The sequence below is a fragment of the Paenibacillus sp. 7541 genome, assembly GCF_002276395.1.
Classification (GTDB): Bacteria; Bacillota; Bacilli; order Paenibacillales; family Paenibacillaceae; genus Paenibacillus_AQ; species Paenibacillus_AQ campinasensis.
The window spans coordinates 1-16,342 of sequence record NZ_NQLZ01000011.1; the positions used below are offsets into that span (position 1 = coordinate 1).

Here is a 16,342-nt window from a genome sequence, read left to right on the forward strand (position 1 = left end):
ATGAATTCTGATCGGTCCGAAGGGAACGGTTCACAGAACAACCTCTGGTAAACAAATTAATGATTGACAACTCATGATCGTAATTATTACAATCAAATTGTTAATCGTAATAATTACTGTTAATAAATTGGCATGATATTGGAGTCTGGGCACGCGTATAGAACGAACAGTCAAGTCGAATCTATTACACTCCCATATAAGCGCCGTTAATGATGAGAGGGGAAATATACATGTTAACTGAACAAGCGAATAAGAAAATACCTGTTACCGTCTTGAGCGGGTATCTGGGCTCTGGGAAAACAACCCTGCTGAATCATATTTTGCATAACAGGGACGGTCTGAAGGTGGCGGTCATTGTCAATGACATGAGCGAGGTTAATGTCGATGCAAACCTGGTGAAATCGGGAAATACATTGTCCAGAACCGAAGAAAAGCTGGTCGAAATGTCCAATGGCTGCATTTGCTGTACCCTGCGGGATGACCTGCTGCAGGAGGTTCAGAAGCTGGCAAGCGAGGGACGCTTTGATTACATTCTGATCGAATCATCAGGGATCAGCGAGCCGATTCCAGTGGCGCAGACATTTACGTATGCCAATCCCGAGCTAGACATCGATTTAACCGCTCTGGCGCGGCTGGATACGCTGGTTACTGTCGTTGACGCCAACCGTTTCTGGCATGATTTTGCTTCCGGGGAAAGCTTGCTTGACCGCAATCAGGCTGTCGGTGAGACGGACTACCGCGATATTGTAGATCTTCTGATCGACCAGATTGAAACCTGTGATGTATTGCTGCTAAACAAATGCGATCTTGTAGAGGAGAAGGAACTGGTGAAGCTGGAGGCGGTTCTTAGAAAGCTTCAGCCAACGGCAAACATCATTCGCACCGTGAATGGCGTTGTAGATCCGAAGGAAATCCTCAACACCGGTTTGTTTGATTTCGATAAAACAAGCACGTCCTCGGGGTGGTTGGCAGAGCTGGAGAAGGATGAACATACACCGGAAACCGAGGAATACGGCATCGGGTCCTTTGTGTACCGCAGCAGAGTTCCGTTTCATCCGCAGCGCCTCAGTTATTTCCTGAGCAACTGGCCTGAGGAAGTCGTTCGCGCCAAGGGATTGGTATGGATGGCAGTACGCGACGATATGGCCGCTTCGCTAAGCCAAGCAGGACCCTCGATCCAGTTTGGCCCTGCAGGGTATTGGGTTGCGGCATTACCGGAGGATCAGCAGCGCGAAATACTGGATAGCGAGCCGGATGTTAAGGAGCGCTGGGATGAAACATGGGGTGACCGAATGACCGAGCTGGTCTTCATCGGTATGGATATGGACCGGACGGATATTGAAAACAGGCTTTCACGTTGCTTGTTAAGCGAAGAGGAAATGAAGCAGGATTGGAGCGCGTTCAATAATCCGCTGCCTTGGATTACTGAAGAATGATGCAGGGCTAACCTGGTTGAACCGGGCCCCCGGATCGGGGGTCCGGCTTATGGAAGCCTGCGACTTAAATCTTAACCGGGGGAGATGAATGATGGAGAACAAGCTGGAGCTGTTGGTGGAGACGATGGTATCTAAGGGGCTTCGCATGACCTCACAGCGCAGATGGATCGCGGAGGTGTTTTCCGACTCGACCGGTTTTGTATTGCCCAAGCAGGTCCATCATTATATATCAGAGCGCATTCCCGGGGTCAGCTATGACACGGTGTACCGCAATCTCAGACTGCTGACAGACATCGGCATCCTTGAACAGTTTGATTTTGCAGGAGGCGTGCGGTTCAAGCTGAGATGCGGTCCGGACAGTCATCATCATCATTTTATATGCATCAAGTGCGAACAGACGTATCCGCTGGATTATTGTCCCATGGAGAACGTGGAGACCACGCCGGAAGCGTTCCGTATTCTTTCGCACAAATTCGAAGTGTACGGAATCTGCGGTCGATGTGGTACAGATTGAACACCCTCTAAACCCGAAGATGCGAGGTGACACCCCCTTCCTGCGATCACGAATTGGAATGCAACTTATCGAACTCGGCTACGGAGTCGGGATTCGTGAAAATATAGGGGGAGACGGGCTGTTCGATGATTGTAATCTGTGTCGCCTCAATTTGCAGCACCTCTTCTCCGTTAATGGTGGCGCTTCGAACTACCCCATCAATCTCGACCCACGTATCATTGGTGAATGTCAATGCGTTGTCATCTTGAATGAGCACACCAAATGGAACCGCATCAGCGGGGCAGCACATCATCAGGAAACGGCTTAAGGCGAACGCATTGTCCTTCATATCCCCTTCTCGATAAACGAAGCCCTGAAGTGTGATGTGTTTACCCTGGAACGCTTGTCTGTACATATCGATGGCACCGATGGTTTCCGAAAAAATAGACGAATCCACCTCGATGACAGACTGCGTGTACAGGCGTTTGGCCAATTCGGCGAACTCTACGGTATATTTATCCCTTGCGATGAACAGCTCATCCAGGCTCAGATTCTTTTGTGCGGCTGAATCCGTGATCTGAGAATCCCCGGCAGCGTCCATAGCATCCGATTTGCGCCGAATTTCTGGAGCCGGGACGGAGTAGACCATTCCCTTCTTTGTGATCATATCGCTTCCAAGCGCTTGACTGGGCACGAGCAGCCCGAATAATAGCGGTACGGCGACAAGGCCGTAGACGGATATGTTCTTGAAGAAGCTCTCCGGCAGCGGATGCTCGCAGTCGCATATTTGTTCTGAGGTGCCTGTTATACAATGCCACACGAGACCGAACGAGATAAACAGAAGAGGCACCGGGCAGAGCAGCAGCAGCTTCTGCATATGGGGAGCCAGATAATAATGAAGCAGGTCTGTCTCGTTCAGATGGATGAGATAAAAGGATAGGGAAGCGAGCAATAGCGCACGCAAGAGATAATGGCAGCGGATGGACGCCGTTAATGTCATTTAAGGGAACACTCCTTTCTGTAACAACCCCATCTTTAATAGAGAAAATCGATGGCAACAGAGCCGATCAGCACCAGTACAATCACCAGCAGGCAGAGCCCTATTACAAATTTGATCCTGAACGTGGCAAGCAGCATGAGCAAGCCTTTGAAATCCAGCATCGGTCCCATCACCAGAAAAGAGAGGAGCGGTCCGATCGAGAAAGCATGCGTGAAGGCGGAGGCTACGAATGCGTCGGAGGTGGAGCACAGGGATAATACAAACGCAAATCCCATCATGAACAAGTAGGAAGAAAGGGATCCGTCACCGAGCGCCAACAGTTGCTCGCGCGGGATAAAGGATTGAATGCAGGCCGTTATAAAGGCGCCCAGCACCAAATATTTGCTCATGTCGATCAATTCATTTCCTGCATGGACGAAGAAGCTCGACCAAGTTTTCGTATGCTGGTGGAAAGGGAGTGCATCTGACTGCATCTGAACCTTGTCCAAAGACAGCTTTAGCGGATTCTTCGGGGACCGGACATATATGATGAAGCCTATGGCCGCTGCTACCGCAAGGGCTAGTCCCATTCGGCTCCATATGACTTCAGGGTATGCATCGAAGGCGACCGTGGTGGCAGACAATACAACCGGGTTCAGGATGGGTCCGCTGAGGATGAAGGTGACAGCAATGTAGACAGGCATCCCTTTTAACATCAATCTGCGGACCACGGGGATCATTCCACATTCGCATATAGGCAGCACAAACCCGAGCATGGAGCCAAAAAGGACGCCGATGACTGGATGTTTAGGACTGAAGCGGCGAATCCACGCATCCTTAATGAAGATTTGAAGCAGGGACGAGAGCAGCACCCCAAGCAATACAAAAGGCAGCGCCTCCAGAAAAATTCCGATAAACAGGACTTTGATTTGCTGTAGTTGCGGATGGGAGAAGAGGCTTGTTTGATGATGATGCGAAACCACCAGCAAGGCTGGAACGAGAAAAATGATCGCAAAGAATAGGGGCAGCGTCTTATATAACATTGAAACTTTCATCCATAGCCTCCCGTGATAGAGTTGTATTGATACTCATTCTATGCCCGGAAGATGGAATCATGACGCCTTGTATGCAATTAATCAAAATAATTACGATTATGAAGGTAGAGGTTGTTGACAATGAAAAGGGCAGATTATTATACTGTCTATATCGTAATTATTACGATTATGAGTGAAAGGGAGTATTTCAATACATGAGTAAGCATAAAACCCATTCCCGTCTCCCCCGTTCGAAGGGCATCGATATGGGAACATGTTATACACCTGAAGAATGTGAGAAGAAGGTCAAGCGAATCGTGCTTGGCCAGACCAACCAGCAGATCGTGGAGGAGTTTATTACGATTATCGGAATGAAGGAAAGATTCGAGCAGTATGAGGTTCCAATCCCGAATAAAATTGTTATGTTCGGGCCACCGGGCACAGGAAAAACGCTAACCGCATTCTATATTGCCGCTCGTCTGAAGCTTCCTTTAATTGTGGTCAGACTGGATGCATTGATTCACAGTCATCTCGGGGAGACAGGCAGCAACATTCGGAAAATTTTTGATTATGCCAAGGCGACGCCGTGTGTCTTGTTTCTGGATGAGTTCGATGCGATTGGACGAACGCGGGATCATTTTGATGAAGCTAAAGAAATGGCACGTGTGGTGAATACACTCCTGCAATGCTTGGATGAGTTCGAGGGAGACAGCATCTTTGTCGCCGCTACGAACCTGGAAGCGGAGCTGGACCATGCGATATGGCGCCGTTTTGATACGAAGATGACTTACGCGATGCCAGGCGACAAGGATCGGGAGCAGTTTATTCATCTGCACCTGGATGGTTTTGAACAGGATGAGCCTGTTCATCAGGCTGCATCGGAGCTGCTGGCGGGCTGCAGCTTCGCCGATATGGAACAGATTATCCTGAAGGCCAAGCGTAAGGCGATCATTGAGCATCGTCCGCTGAGGTTCACTTTTATCGAAGAGGCATACTCGGAATACAAACCGAACGTACAATAAACAATTTCGCCCTATGATCGTAAAATTTACAATAAAGTAAGGGGTGTCGAATGATGGAGATTTTGGATTGCATCATTGTGGGTGGAGGAGCGGCGGGAGTAGGTTTGGGCAGCCTGCTTCAAGAGCTGGGGGTGACAAACTTTAGCATTCTCGAACGAGGAAGCGTAGGGGCTTCATTTCGAATGTGGCCTAAGGAAATGCGAATGATTACTCCGTCATTTACAGGCAATGCATACGGTATGCTCGACCTCAACTCCGTCACTTTGAAAACATCCCCTGCCTATACACTGGGGACGGAGCACCCTTCCGGAGAGCAGTATGCGGACTATTTGCAAGCCGTAGCGGATTATAAAGAGCTGCCGATCCAAACCGGTGTGGATGTCACCGGAATACGCCCACAACCGGATGGAGGGTTCGAACTGGACACGTCCGCAGGTATTATGCGCTGCAACTATGTGATCTGGGCGGCCGGTGAATTTCAATACCCGGCACTCGGCGGTTTGCCAGGTTCGGAGTACGGCATTCACAGCAGTCTGGTCAAGTCTTGGAAGGAGTTCCAAGGCGATGAGCATATCATTATTGGCGGGTACGAGAGCGGAGCAGATGCAGCGATTCATTTGGCGAGACTGGGTAAAAAGGTAACGGTGATCGATCGGAGCCCGCGTTGGACGTTGAAGGGCAGCAGCGATCCGAGCATGGAGATATCTCCCTATACGAAGGACCGATTAAGGGAAGTCGAGGGCGGGCTCGTTGATTTGATGGCCGGATACGAGGCCAAATGGATCGAGCCGGCCGATGATGGGGGATACCTTGTTTATTGCGAAGGTAGCGCATCCGGTGACAGCCGCTTTGTTAAGACTACATCACCTCCGATTCTGGCAACAGGGTTCAGAGGGAGCTTGAGCCTCATCGAGCATTTATTCGAGTGTGATGAGCACGGGGCGGCGCTGTTGAACGAGTATGATGAATCTACAGTGACACCGGGGCTTTTCGTTGCTGGTCCGAGCGTCAGGCACGAGCAGCTCATCTTCTGCTTCATTTATAAATTCAGGCAGCGATTTGGCGTTGTGGCCGGAGCGATTGCCGAGCGGTTGGGATTGGATACGAGTGTGCTGGAAGCGTATCGACAGCAGGGAATGCTGCTGGAGGATCTTAGCTGCTGCGGAGAAGATTGCCAATGCTGACACAGGCGCAGCCCCGTACTCCACAGCGGTCACAGGCAGTGCTGTCCGAGGCACAGCCAGACCCGCTGCAGACGGAGCCAGCGCCGCCGCAAGCAGATTTTGAGCCGGCCCGGCTCAAGCATGCTTCATCCCGCCGGCAAAGCGTCATTATGATCGGTTTTGAATCCTCGGGGAAATCGGCGCTATTTCGCGGGCTTACCGGCGACGATACGGGAGAAGAGGCAAATTTCCGCGGTTCCACCCTGATGGCGCGCAGAGGTCGTTTGACGAGCGCCATCGATTTGGTTGATCTCCCCGGTATCCGAAGCAGTGATGACAGCCGAACGACAAGAACAGCGTTGGAAGCTGTCATGGATGCGGATATTGTGATACTGGTTGTGCGAGCGACTCATGTGGCGAGGGAGCTTCCATTGCTTCTGAAATCGGTGGATCTGACGGACAAGCGCGTATTGCTGGTTCTGACCTTCACCGATAAAATCGCGGCCGATTCGGCGGAACTTGAGCAATACTTGGCGAATCGACTGAGCATCCCCTTTCTTGCCGTTGATGCGCGCAGGATTACGTTGCTGGATAGATCTGAGCTGCTCAGCCTGTTGACAATGGCTGGCACGGTCGGAACGGAGACCGGAGAACAGCTGAATATTCCCATTCCTGCTATTGGGCCTCAGACCACCTGGCTTGAGCATCCGATATGGGGACGAGCGTTGTCCCTGATGCTGATGATTCTGCTTTTCGCGGTCCCGGTTTATCTGGCCTATATGCTGTCGTCCTGGCTGCAGCCTCTGGTGGATCAAGGCGTGATAGGTCCGCTTAAAGAGGTGTTTGAGGGATCGCCTGTGCTCCTGCATTCTTTTCTAGTTGGCGACTACGGTGTGCTTACCCTTGGATTATATTCATTCCTATGGGCATTTCCGGTTGTCCTGCTGCTAGGCATCAGCGTGGCGTTGGTGGAGGAGAGCGGTCTGAAGGATCGGATAACCGATTCGCTTGACAGACCGATGCGGGCCATCGGCCTAAGCGGGCGGGACCTTATCCCGGTGCTGTCCGGATTTGGCTGCAACGTGGTTGCGGTTTTTCAGAGCCGCGCTTGCAGCCAGTGCACACGCAAGTCCTGCGTTTCGCTGATCGCGTTCGGGTCCGCATGCAGCTATCAGATCGGGGCTGCCTTGTCCGTGTTCGGATCGGCAGGGCATCCTGGCCTGTTTTTACCATACATCTTCGTTCTAGGGCTGGTGGGAGCCTTGCATACCAAGGTTTGGAATCGAGCGCAGGACCGGCTCGATGTTCAGACCTATCAGTCGCTGTCTTATTTGCAAAAGCCGACCATGCGCGCCGTTAGCTGGCGCCTTCGAACGGTAATCAAACAGTTCTTGCTTCAGGCGATGCCGATATTTATTGTGATCTGTTTGGTCGCTGCCGGACTGCAGCTAACCGGCCTGATGTCCTGGCTTTCCGCTGCGGCGAGACCGCTGCTTCAGCTGCTGCATCTTCCCTCTGAAGCTGCAAGCGGCATTATATTCTCGATCATCAGAAAAGATGGATTGCTGGTGTTAAACCAAGGAGAAGGTGAGCTGCTGCAATCGATGCAGGCGGGACAGATTTTTCTTCTTGTCTATCTTGCATCCACGTTTACGGCTTGCCTGGTGACCTTATGGACCGTCAGGAAGGAGATGGGCTGGTCCTTTGCGGCTGCTCTGGCAGGCAAGCAGATGATCACATCCCTTGTTTCTTCGGTCGTTATTATGCTGGTGGCTATCTACGTATAAATGAAGCGTTAACTGTAACGGGAGTCACATAAGGGGGCTCCTTTCTTTGTTACAATTGTTACAGATAGATCAGATCAATTCGAAATGGGATGAGAGACATGCTGAAGTTCAAACGCGGCGATGTGCTGCTGATTGCGTTGCTGGTGCTGCTCGGCTCGGCCTGGCTGATATATCATCAGATACAGGGAAGTCGGCAGTCCTATGATCCTGCCACGCTCCGTGCCAACATTAACGTCAACGGAGCGCTGTACCAAAGTGTGTCGCTGGATGGCGGGGAGCAGACCATTGAGCTTGATACGGAGTATGGCCATAACGTTCTGAAGGTATTTAATCACGGGATTCAGATGGTCGCAGCGGATTGCCCGAAAAAAATCTCCATGCAAATGGGCTTTATTAGCCGTCCGAATGAGGTGATTATTTGTGTACCGAACCGGGTCTATGTCGAGATTGTTCACGGCGGGAACCGTGCGCCTCACGACAGTGGGATCGATGCTTATGTCCATTAATTACTCAAGGGTCCAGCTTCTCGCTGGCAGCTAACTGCGCAGCCGCTGCAGCCCCCAAGCGGCTCGTTACCCGGCGATAGAGGCTTGGATGTTCCTCGGGAAAGCTTAGTCGCCAGAATGTCCATCTTGATGTAAGATGGTGAAAAGGGACATTCCACCGATGAAAGGGGCTTTCCTATGTGGGCGGCAGATTCATATCTGGAAAACTTATATCACGCGTCATGGAGACGGATTCAATTGAAAGCGGATTCAAGCGATGTGGCAATGCGAAAGGAAGATTTGAAACAGAAGCTGCAGCGGCTGCTCGGCGACTTCGAGACGGTCGCGGACGGTGAACATCAGCCGAGGATGCTGGAGCGTGTGCAATGCGAAGGATACATTCGGGAAAGGGTAGAGCTGTCGGCGGTTCCGGGATTGTCTTTCGGAGCCTACGTGTTGATTCCGGAAGGAGGGAGGCGTCCTTTGCCTGCGGTTGTTGCCATTCACGGCCACGGTTACGGGAGCCGGGAGATTGTCGGATTGCAGGCTGACGGATCTCCGTCGGATCCGGATAAGACGGGGATCCACGGTCAATTTGCCGTGGAGCTTGTCAAACGCGGCGTCATGGTAATTGCACCTGACATTGCCGGATTCGGCGAACGGCGGCTGGCATCGGATCTGGCGAAGGATCCGCACGCGCCGAATTCCTGCTACAGCATGGCGACCCAATTGCTGATGTACGGAAAGACGTTAACGGGCCTGAGAGTGGCCGAAATACGCCGCGCTGTGGAATATACAGTGTCCCGAACGGACGCTGATGAGCGTCGGATCGGCATGATGGGATTCTCCGGCGGCGGCTTGCTCGCCTATACCTGCGCCGTGCTGGAGGAACGAATCCGCGCTGTGGTTGTAGCAGGGTATACCAATACTTTTAAAGACAGCATCATGGCGGTGCGGCATTGTCTGTGCAATTTCACGCCGCAGATGCTGCAGTATGCCGAGCTGCCCGAATGGATTGGCTTGTTGTCACCGCGCCCATTGTTCCTCGAATCCGGCGCGGACGATCCGATCTTTCCGCAGGCGGGCTTCGAGGAAGCCGCCAGGCAACTGCGTGACATCTATAAGCGGGGCGGTGCGGAACATGCGCTTCACACCGATCTGTTTCCGGGCCGGCATGAAATTAGCGGCAGACGGAGTTTCGACTGGCTATGCCAAACACTGGCCGAATGATAGCCTTGTGTCAGGCTGAAGCGCAGCAGGCTTTATGTTTCTTGCCGCTGCCGCACGGGCACGGCTCATTGCGGCCAGGCGTTCTGCCGGCATAATCGCGCTTCACACCGCTGGAATACAGCTCCCGGCGCAGCCGGTCTCCGAGCTCAGTCATTCGGTCATGGGCGTACGCATAAATCTGGACATAGCTCTGGCAGAAGAAATCCGGATCGGACGTTGTTCCTTCCGGGTTCCATTGCCGGTTTCTCGGACATCCGCCGTGGCAGAGCTTCTGCCATGTACAGGAGCGGCATTTGTCCGGAAGAGCAGGCTTCATTCGGTGAAACCGTGCATAGTTCGGATGGGCCAGCATGTCGGCGATGGAATCGCTCCCCGCGTTGCCGAGCTTCCAGGCGTCGTTGATGAAGAAATCGCAAGGATACGCATCCCCGTTCTGCTCCAGGACCAGGCTTGTCGGGCACGCCGCACGATGGACGCAGAGCTCCGCTTCCCGGTTCACATAAACACTGAGCATATTATCAAAAAAACGGATGGATACGTTCGGATGTCCGTCGTTATACCACACGTCAAACACATCGCACAGAAAATCGCCGTACTCCCGCGGCGTAATTTCATAAACGCCCGGGCGGTCCACTTGCTGAGAGCGAAAATCCATGCAGGGGATGAATTGGACGAAATTGAAATCGTGCTCGCGATAAAACGCCAACAGTTCCTTGGCGTGGCCTACATTTCCCTTATGGATGACCGTCAATATATTAAAATCCACTTGATGCTTCCGCAAATGCCCGATGCCTGCCATCACGCGGTCAAAGCTGCCACGGCCGGCGGCGTTCACCCGGCGGGCATCATGAATTTCCTTCGGGCCGTCGAGGCTCACGCCGATCAGAAAGTGATAGGTCTTAAAAAATGAAGCCCAGCGATCATGAATCAATGTGCCATTGGTTTGCAGGGAATTGCTGATCGTGGTGTGCGGCGGAGCGTGCAGCGCCTGCCGGTATACAACTTCTTCAAAGAACGCCAGACCGGCTAGCAGCGGCTCCCCGCCCTGCCAGGCAAAGCTGGCTGCGCCTCGGCTACGCTGCATGTAATCCTTGATGAATGTATCCAGAATCGCGGAATCAATCCGGTTTATCTCGGGTCCCGGCTTGCCGCCGCAGGTGCTGTAATAGCAATAATCACAAGCAAGATTGCAATCCTCCGATACCGTTTTCCACATCACGTTGATGTGGGATTGAACGCTTGTCCTGCAGCCTCCTGACATGATCATCCCCCTGCCCCTCGACCTATTGTATGTATCCCCAAGATATCACCGGTCCCCAATAATGTCAAAAGCACAAAAAGATTCGGATTAAAGCGCTTCATCTCCAACCCTGGCTAAAAATTAGGGAGATGTATGCTAGACTTTAATCCGAAATGAAATAAACGATTATTCTTTTATTCCCCATCCCATGCCTGCATCATCATGACGGCAGCTCCAGTGGCGACCGCCTCGTCCAGCAGGAGACTTTGGGTAAACACCGGGCTGTATTCCGGATAATGATAGGTGTTCTTCTTGGCAATTTCCAGGGCGGTGTCCAGCACGAGCGGGTGAGCCCCGACAAGCGGGCCGCCAAGAATTACGTATTCGGGATGGAGCGCATTGATCAGATTGGCGAGTCCGATGCCAAGATAGGCGGCGGTTTCCGTAAATTGCTCTTTCACGAGCGGATCATCCTGGTCAAGTGCATCCACGAGCGTGGCGAAGTTCACGTGATCCGGGGATATGCCGGAGAGCACGCTCTTGCGACCGATCTTCAACTGGGTGCGGATTCGTTCCTCGAGGGCCGGCACCGATACAAAAGCTTCCAGTGCGCCATAATTGCTGTTATCCCGCAGTCTTGGCCCATTCGCCTGGATGATCATCTGCCCAATGGCGCCCTCGGTATCCACGGCACCGCGCAATATCTGACCGCCGGACATGGCGGCTGACCGGATATTCACCCCGGCGTGAACATAGAGAGCATGCTGGATGCGCTCGTTTCTCAGCGCCCAGTGCTCGCCCATCAGAGCGGTATTCGCTCCATTGTCCAGCTTCACCGTCATGTCAAGCCGCTCTGATAGCAGCTGGCAGATCGGTACATTCTTCCAGGAGGGAGCCGGAAAGAACTCCGGCTCCATAATGATGCCTGCCTGCTGATCAAGCGGTCCGACTGCGCCAATCCCCATGCCAAGAACGTCGCTGCTTGAAATGCCGTGCTCGGTCAGAAAGCGGTGAACGGCATCGGCAACCTCATCGACCAGCCGCTCCGGCGACATCGCGTCGTCCATCTTCCAGCGCGTCAGGGAGAGGGGATTGAGATGCATATCATAGAGTCCCAGGACGGAATGAATCCGGGAAATGTCCAGCCCGAGCAAATAGCGATAACTCGGATTGGTCTGGAACAGGATCGGCTTTCTTCCGCCCGTGGAGCTTCCGAGACCTGAGACAACGATGATCCCTTGGGCGGTCATTTCCTCCAGAAGACGTGTCATACTGCTGCTCGTTATGGAAAAGTATTGTAATAAATCCGCTTTGGAAACAGTCCCGAGATAGGAAATACGATCAAAGACCTGCTTTTTTATCGAACGATTGGAATGAGTAATCATAAACGCGCGCTCCATTTCCAAGTGTTTTAGTCGGGATAAAACCAGTATAGCGATTATATCAAGTGATTTCCAGCTAAGATTATCAGAATAATCAACTTAATTCCAAATTTAAATTTACTTCATCTCCATATTACGCTTTTTATGATGGGACTGCCAATTTTTTGGTGTGATTGAGCATTTTGGGCAATAACTTTATTCCAAAATGAAATTAATGTGCTATAATTGAAGAAGCTTCTCTATAAGAACGGATAGAAGTCAGGATGAAAATGGAGGAAAGGGGGAGGCTCTGATGATGGCACACGAGGCGTGGGTCCAGCGCATCCAACGGCTTGGCCAGCTTGGCTGCGCATTTTTTAAAATAGGGCCCTCTACCTTTGGCGGCGGTTATGCGATGATCGCAACACTGGAGAGGGAGATTGTGCAGAAACGAGGCTGGATGGACGAGAGGCAGATGGCGGACATGATCTCCGTTTCGGGCTCTGCTCCCGGGGGCGTAGCCGTCAATGCGGCGGCCTTCATCGGCTATCGCCTCGGTGGCATAGCAGGAGCTGTAGTAGCAGTAGCGGCGATCACTCTGCCTACTTTTATTATCGTTTCCCTCCTTAGCCTGCTCAGCATGGTGTTCAAAGACCATGTAAAAGTGATTGCGGCACTTAAAGGGGTACACGCTGCGGTCATCGCTCTGATTATCGTAGCCGCGTTCAAAATGTGGAAATCGTCGATTCTCGATACGCCTACACTTCTGATTGCAGCAGGCACGGTAGCGCTGCTCTTATTTACCCCGATCCATTCGTTTTATTTGATACTGGGCGGACCCATCGCCGGCATTGCCGTAGTGCAGCTGAAACGAAGAGCCGGCATGAAAGTTCGGACCGAGAAGCAGCAGGCCGAAGAGAAGCGGGAACTTCATTTCCCCGAATATTACATCTGAAGGGTGATCATCCATGCTGTGGCAGCTGTTTTGGGTTTTTGTCAAAATCGGAAGCATCTCCTTTGGCGGCGGTTACGCCGTGTTAACGCTCATTCAGCGGGAGGTGGAGGCAAGAGGCTGGGCAAGCCCGTCGGAATTCCAGGAGATCGTGGCGCTCGCCGGCATGGCTCCGGGCTCCATTGCAACGAATGCCGCCACGCTGATCGGGTATGCGGAAGCGGGAATAGCGGGCGCTGTTCTTGCGACAATCGGCATCATATTGCCATCCTTAGTCATCGTTGTTGCTGTGACAGCTTTCTTTTTCAGACTGAACGGCAATGAATGGTTTAAGTCGTCATTTTACGGCTTGCGTCCGATCGTCACGGGGCTCATCATTTACGCTGCGATTCACTTTGGACTGGGCGGGCGCAGCGAGCCCTGGATCAGCTGGTCCACTGCGGGGACGCTGCTGATTACAGCAGGCTGTCTCGCTTTGGTGATCAAATACAAGCTGCATCCATTTGCCGTCATTGTGCTGTCGGCGGCTGCCGGCATTGTCCTGTTCTAGTGCCGGAATAGAACTACAGAGAAGAAGAGGCGAAAGGCCCCTGAGGGCTCCCGCCTTTTTAAAGTTCTGCTAAGCATGGTGAATCCTCGGCATCGGCATTGGCTCCTTGCCGAGCTCGGCCCAGGCATACTTAAGCAACAGCTCCGCCTTCAGCCCTTCGTAGCCCGGTTCGTCCCACAGATTATGCAGCTCGCCCGGGTCCTCCTGAAGATCGAAAATTTCCCCGTACGTCTGATTGTAATAGACCGTGATTTTATATCTTGCATCGACATACGTCTTCTGGTGAATGGTCGTCGGTTCATGACGGAATTCACAGATGGCATGATCCCGCGCCCGTTCCTTGACACCGAGCCACACCTTCTTCTGGTCGACACCCGACATCGAGCCCGGAATCGGCAGCCCGCAGAACGACAGGAAGGTTGGCGCGAGATCTACCAGCGACTGAATAGCATCCGAGCGTCTTCCTGCCGGCACATGGCCGGGGTACCTGACGATAAACGGAAGTTTGATCAAATCCTCGTAATGAAAACCGCCCTTGGCCTGCAGGCCATGCTGCCCGAAGAAATGACCATGATCCGTCGTAAACACAACTAGTGTGTTATCCGCCAAACCGAGCTCATCAAGCTTATCGAGTATGCGCCCGATATATTTGTCCATCAGGCTGATCATGCCGTAGTAGACGGCAACCAGCTTCTTCTTGTCGTATTCCGTCAGCCTCTTCTTCGCCCCGTATTCGTAGTCAAGGTGGGAGCGGTAGCCGTGGATGCCGAAGCCCGTCTCCATCAGGTGGGAGAAGTCCGGCTCTTCCTCCTGTGTCAGTTGAAAATGCGGGGGATTTCGGTCATGCTCGCCCGGTACGAGCGAAGGGATCGTCAGCTTGTCCGGATCATACATCGTATCCCATGGCTCAGGGGCCAAATATTCCGGGTGCGGGTCAAAGAAGCTGGCCCACAGGAAAAACGGCGTTTCTGACTTCTTATGCTCCTCCAGACGGGCGTTCGTGCGCTCCGCAATCCAGGTGTTGTAATGATATTTCTCCGGTATCGGCCATTTGTAGGTCTGCTCGGGGTCCATCGTGCCGGTCGGCGGCAGAAAATAGTCCCGCCAATTCGTGCAGCCCTGCTCTTCCAGCCATAAGGCGTAGTGCTGCCCGACATGAGCCTCATTCGTATGGTTTCGCGCCAGTTCCACATGATCGAAGCCGTAAAATGGCCCGTGAAATCCTTTCCAATAGTCCAGATCCTGCAGCAGCGGATAGGCTTCCTTCGATTCGTATTCCGGCGTCCCGGCTAGCGGCTGGAAATGCGCCTTGCCGATTAATGAAGTCTCATAACCCGCTTCCTTGAAATCCTCTCCTACCGTATGGCGGTCCTCCAGCAATTTCGTGCCGAGCGTCCATGCCCCGTGCTGACTTGGATACATGCCTGTGATGATGGAGGAACGGCTCGGGGTGCAGGTCGGGTTGGGGCAATAGGCCCGTCCGAACGTCGTGCCTTCCCGCACCAGCCGATCCAGATTCGGCGTGGAAATTTCGGGTTGAAATGCACCGATGGTGTTCCAATGCTGCTGATCGCTGGTAATTAGTAAAATGTTAGGTTTACTAGACAAAATTCATCCCCTCCTATTATGATGTTATTTAATAAACCGTATTTTTTAAATGGCGTTCTGTTACATCTTGTTTGTCATTTTGTTATCTATTTATCAAATAGTGCGAAAGGAAGGGTGGGCGGAATGTGGCAGGAATATGAGCACGAGTATGCCGAGTTTATCTATTACACGCCCGGATATCTGGATAAAGAAGCGCAGCTGTGGCCAGTCCGGGCCGGGCGCAGTGTGGCGAAGCCGAACTATAAAGTCGGGCCGAAGCGAATCGAGTGCTACAGCATCCATGTTGTGCTTGAGGGGAAGCTGTGCCTGGAATATGAGGGGAACAAGACCGTACTGCAGCGTGGTGATCTGTTCTGCCTGTTCCCAGGCCGTACCTATGATTACTATGTTCTGCCTTCAGATCCGTTGCTGCAAATGAGCTGGCTCGCGATCGATGGCAGCCGGGTGAAGCCGCTGCTGGAGCTGGCTGGCGTGAAGCCGGACAGACCTTATGGCGAGAAGCTTGTCACCCCCCGCGTCCGGAGCGCGATGGATCGGATCGTTGGGGCGCTGTCGCGTGTGGAGCGCTGGAACCCGTCCGTATCGCTCGAGCTGCAAGGGCTCCTGTGCGAGCTTCTTGCGGGGATCATTCCGGATACGGCGCCTGTACATGCCGATGAGCCTTCCAGCTGGATTCGCGAGTGCATGGCCTTTATGGATTTGCATGCGACCGAAGGCATTTCCGTGCAGCAAGTCGCTTCGTTTGCGGGTGTGCATCGCTCATATTTTTCCAATGTGTTTACGAGTCAGGTTGGCGTGCCGCCACAGAAATATTTGCAATCCATTCGCATGGAGAAGGCCAAACGGCTGCTTATCGAAACGGATGCAAGCGTGACGGAGATCGCGCTGTCTTTGGGGTATCCGAATCTGTACACATTTACCCGGGCGTTCAAAATTTATTATCAAGTTCCGCCGCTGGTCATGCGAGCTGCCGGAAATAAGTGAAGCGGCAGCTTTGCCAAT

15 protein-coding genes are annotated in these 16,342 nt (G+C 52.6%); 10 read left to right on the forward strand and 5 right to left on the reverse strand.

The window, feature by feature from the left end; translation table 11 throughout:
• The first annotated feature begins 230 nt into the window (after nucleotides 1–230).
• Both CHH75_RS06070 and CHH75_RS06075 read left to right on the forward strand, forming a co-directional pair.
• Nucleotides 231–1,436, forward strand: coding sequence for a GTP-binding protein (locus CHH75_RS06070; RefSeq protein WP_095397724.1), 1,206 nt, complete (start codon nucleotides 231–233; stop codon nucleotides 1,434–1,436).
• An 88-nt stretch (nucleotides 1,437–1,524) separates the two neighbouring features.
• Nucleotides 1,525–1,950: a Fur family transcriptional regulator gene (locus tag CHH75_RS06075; protein WP_230875678.1), complete on the forward strand. Its 426-nt coding sequence runs from the start codon at nucleotides 1,525–1,527 to the stop codon at nucleotides 1,948–1,950.
• A gap of 46 nt (nucleotides 1,951–1,996) precedes the next feature.
• On the opposite strand, the gene CHH75_RS06080 is transcribed toward CHH75_RS06075, so the two are convergent.
• Nucleotides 1,997–2,929 (reverse strand): TIGR03943 family putative permease subunit, encoded by a 933-nt coding sequence (locus CHH75_RS06080; RefSeq protein ID WP_095397725.1) that lies wholly within the window; start codon nucleotides 2,927–2,929, stop codon nucleotides 1,997–1,999.
• A 35-nt stretch (nucleotides 2,930–2,964) separates the two neighbouring features.
• On the reverse strand, nucleotides 2,965–3,963 hold the full coding sequence (locus CHH75_RS06085; RefSeq protein ID WP_095264110.1) for a permease: 999 nt from the start codon (nucleotides 3,961–3,963) through the stop codon (nucleotides 2,965–2,967).
• 194 nt (nucleotides 3,964–4,157) lie between these two features.
• Between CHH75_RS06085 and CHH75_RS06090 the strand changes: the two genes are divergently transcribed.
• The 5 genes from CHH75_RS06090 (at nucleotide 4,158) to CHH75_RS06110 (ending at nucleotide 9,629) form a co-directional block, all read left to right on the forward strand.
• The gene (locus CHH75_RS06090) at nucleotides 4,158–4,964 is read left to right on the forward strand and encodes an AAA family ATPase (RefSeq protein WP_095397726.1); all 807 of its coding nucleotides are present in this window, start codon (nucleotides 4,158–4,160) and stop codon (nucleotides 4,962–4,964) included.
• Nucleotides 4,965–5,014: 50 nt separating this feature from the next.
• Nucleotides 5,015–6,148 (forward strand): NAD(P)/FAD-dependent oxidoreductase, encoded by a 1,134-nt coding sequence (locus CHH75_RS06095; protein ID WP_095397727.1) that lies wholly within the window; start codon nucleotides 5,015–5,017, stop codon nucleotides 6,146–6,148.
• The gene (locus CHH75_RS06100) at nucleotides 6,142–7,914 is read left to right on the forward strand and encodes a nucleoside recognition domain-containing protein (RefSeq protein ID WP_095397728.1); all 1,773 of its coding nucleotides are present in this window, start codon (nucleotides 6,142–6,144) and stop codon (nucleotides 7,912–7,914) included. The genes CHH75_RS06095 and CHH75_RS06100 overlap by 7 nt, the downstream gene beginning before the upstream one ends.
• 98 nt (nucleotides 7,915–8,012) lie before the next feature.
• A complete protein-coding gene (locus CHH75_RS06105; RefSeq protein ID WP_095397729.1) occupies nucleotides 8,013–8,420 on the forward strand; it encodes a NusG domain II-containing protein in 408 nt (135 codons plus the stop codon).
• 264 nt (nucleotides 8,421–8,684) lie between these two features.
• Nucleotides 8,685–9,629 (forward strand): dienelactone hydrolase family protein, encoded by a 945-nt coding sequence (locus CHH75_RS06110; protein WP_483310919.1) that lies wholly within the window; start codon nucleotides 8,685–8,687, stop codon nucleotides 9,627–9,629.
• Between the two features lie 10 nt (nucleotides 9,630–9,639).
• Here the strand turns inward: CHH75_RS06110 and CHH75_RS06115 are convergent, their stop codons facing one another.
• Nucleotides 9,640–10,890: an anaerobic sulfatase maturase gene (locus tag CHH75_RS06115; protein ID WP_095264123.1), complete on the reverse strand. Its 1,251-nt coding sequence runs from the start codon at nucleotides 10,888–10,890 to the stop codon at nucleotides 9,640–9,642.
• A gap of 173 nt (nucleotides 10,891–11,063) precedes the next feature.
• Nucleotides 11,064–12,254 carry an ROK family protein gene (locus tag CHH75_RS06120; protein WP_095397731.1) on the reverse strand — a complete coding sequence of 397 codons (1,191 nt, stop codon included), beginning with the start codon at nucleotides 12,252–12,254 and terminating at the stop codon, nucleotides 11,064–11,066.
• Nucleotides 12,255–12,543: 289 nt separating this feature from the next.
• On the opposite strand from CHH75_RS06120, the gene CHH75_RS06125 reads away from it, so the two are divergent.
• Both CHH75_RS06125 and CHH75_RS06130 read left to right on the forward strand, forming a co-directional pair.
• Nucleotides 12,544–13,185: a chromate transporter gene (locus CHH75_RS06125; protein ID WP_230875676.1), complete on the forward strand. Its 642-nt coding sequence runs from the start codon at nucleotides 12,544–12,546 to the stop codon at nucleotides 13,183–13,185.
• 13 nt (nucleotides 13,186–13,198) lie between these two features.
• A complete protein-coding gene (locus CHH75_RS06130) occupies nucleotides 13,199–13,732 on the forward strand; it encodes a chromate transporter (RefSeq protein ID WP_095397732.1) in 534 nt (177 codons plus the stop codon).
• Between the two features lie 69 nt (nucleotides 13,733–13,801).
• Here the strand turns inward: CHH75_RS06130 and CHH75_RS06135 are convergent, their stop codons facing one another.
• Complete coding sequence (locus CHH75_RS06135) at nucleotides 13,802–15,340, reverse strand: sulfatase family protein (RefSeq protein ID WP_095397733.1); 1,539 nt, start codon at nucleotides 15,338–15,340, stop codon at nucleotides 13,802–13,804.
• 123 nt (nucleotides 15,341–15,463) lie between these two features.
• Here CHH75_RS06135 and CHH75_RS06140 point away from each other — a divergent pair, with 123 nt between their 5' ends.
• A complete protein-coding gene (locus tag CHH75_RS06140) occupies nucleotides 15,464–16,324 on the forward strand; it encodes an AraC family transcriptional regulator (RefSeq protein WP_095264120.1) in 861 nt (286 codons plus the stop codon).
• The last annotated feature ends 18 nt before the right edge of the window (nucleotides 16,325–16,342 follow it).

Coding starts and splice junctions, on each gene's coding strand:
- CHH75_RS06080 (WP_095397725.1), bottom strand. CDS start 2,929: ATGACATTAACGGCGTCCATCCGCTGCCATTATCTCTTGCGTGCGCTA.
- CHH75_RS06070 (WP_095397724.1), top strand. CDS start 231: ATGTTAACTGAACAAGCGAATAAGAAAATACCTGTTACCGTCTTGAGC.
- CHH75_RS06100 (WP_095397728.1), top strand. CDS start 6,142: ATGCTGACACAGGCGCAGCCCCGTACTCCACAGCGGTCACAGGCAGTG.
- CHH75_RS06095 (WP_095397727.1), top strand. CDS start 5,015: ATGATGGAGATTTTGGATTGCATCATTGTGGGTGGAGGAGCGGCGGGA.
- CHH75_RS06075 (WP_230875678.1), top strand. CDS start 1,525: ATGATGGAGAACAAGCTGGAGCTGTTGGTGGAGACGATGGTATCTAAG.
- CHH75_RS06105 (WP_095397729.1), top strand. CDS start 8,013: ATGCTGAAGTTCAAACGCGGCGATGTGCTGCTGATTGCGTTGCTGGTG.
- CHH75_RS06140 (WP_095264120.1), top strand. CDS start 15,464: ATGTGGCAGGAATATGAGCACGAGTATGCCGAGTTTATCTATTACACG.
- CHH75_RS06120 (WP_095397731.1), bottom strand. CDS start 12,254: ATGATTACTCATTCCAATCGTTCGATAAAAAAGCAGGTCTTTGATCGT.
- CHH75_RS06085 (WP_095264110.1), bottom strand. CDS start 3,963: ATGAAAGTTTCAATGTTATATAAGACGCTGCCCCTATTCTTTGCGATC.
- CHH75_RS06090 (WP_095397726.1), top strand. CDS start 4,158: ATGAGTAAGCATAAAACCCATTCCCGTCTCCCCCGTTCGAAGGGCATC.
- CHH75_RS06130 (WP_095397732.1), top strand. CDS start 13,199: ATGCTGTGGCAGCTGTTTTGGGTTTTTGTCAAAATCGGAAGCATCTCC.
- CHH75_RS06110 (WP_483310919.1), top strand. CDS start 8,685: ATGCGAAAGGAAGATTTGAAACAGAAGCTGCAGCGGCTGCTCGGCGAC.
- CHH75_RS06125 (WP_230875676.1), top strand. CDS start 12,544: ATGATGGCACACGAGGCGTGGGTCCAGCGCATCCAACGGCTTGGCCAG.
- CHH75_RS06115 (WP_095264123.1), bottom strand. CDS start 10,890: ATGTCAGGAGGCTGCAGGACAAGCGTTCAATCCCACATCAACGTGATG.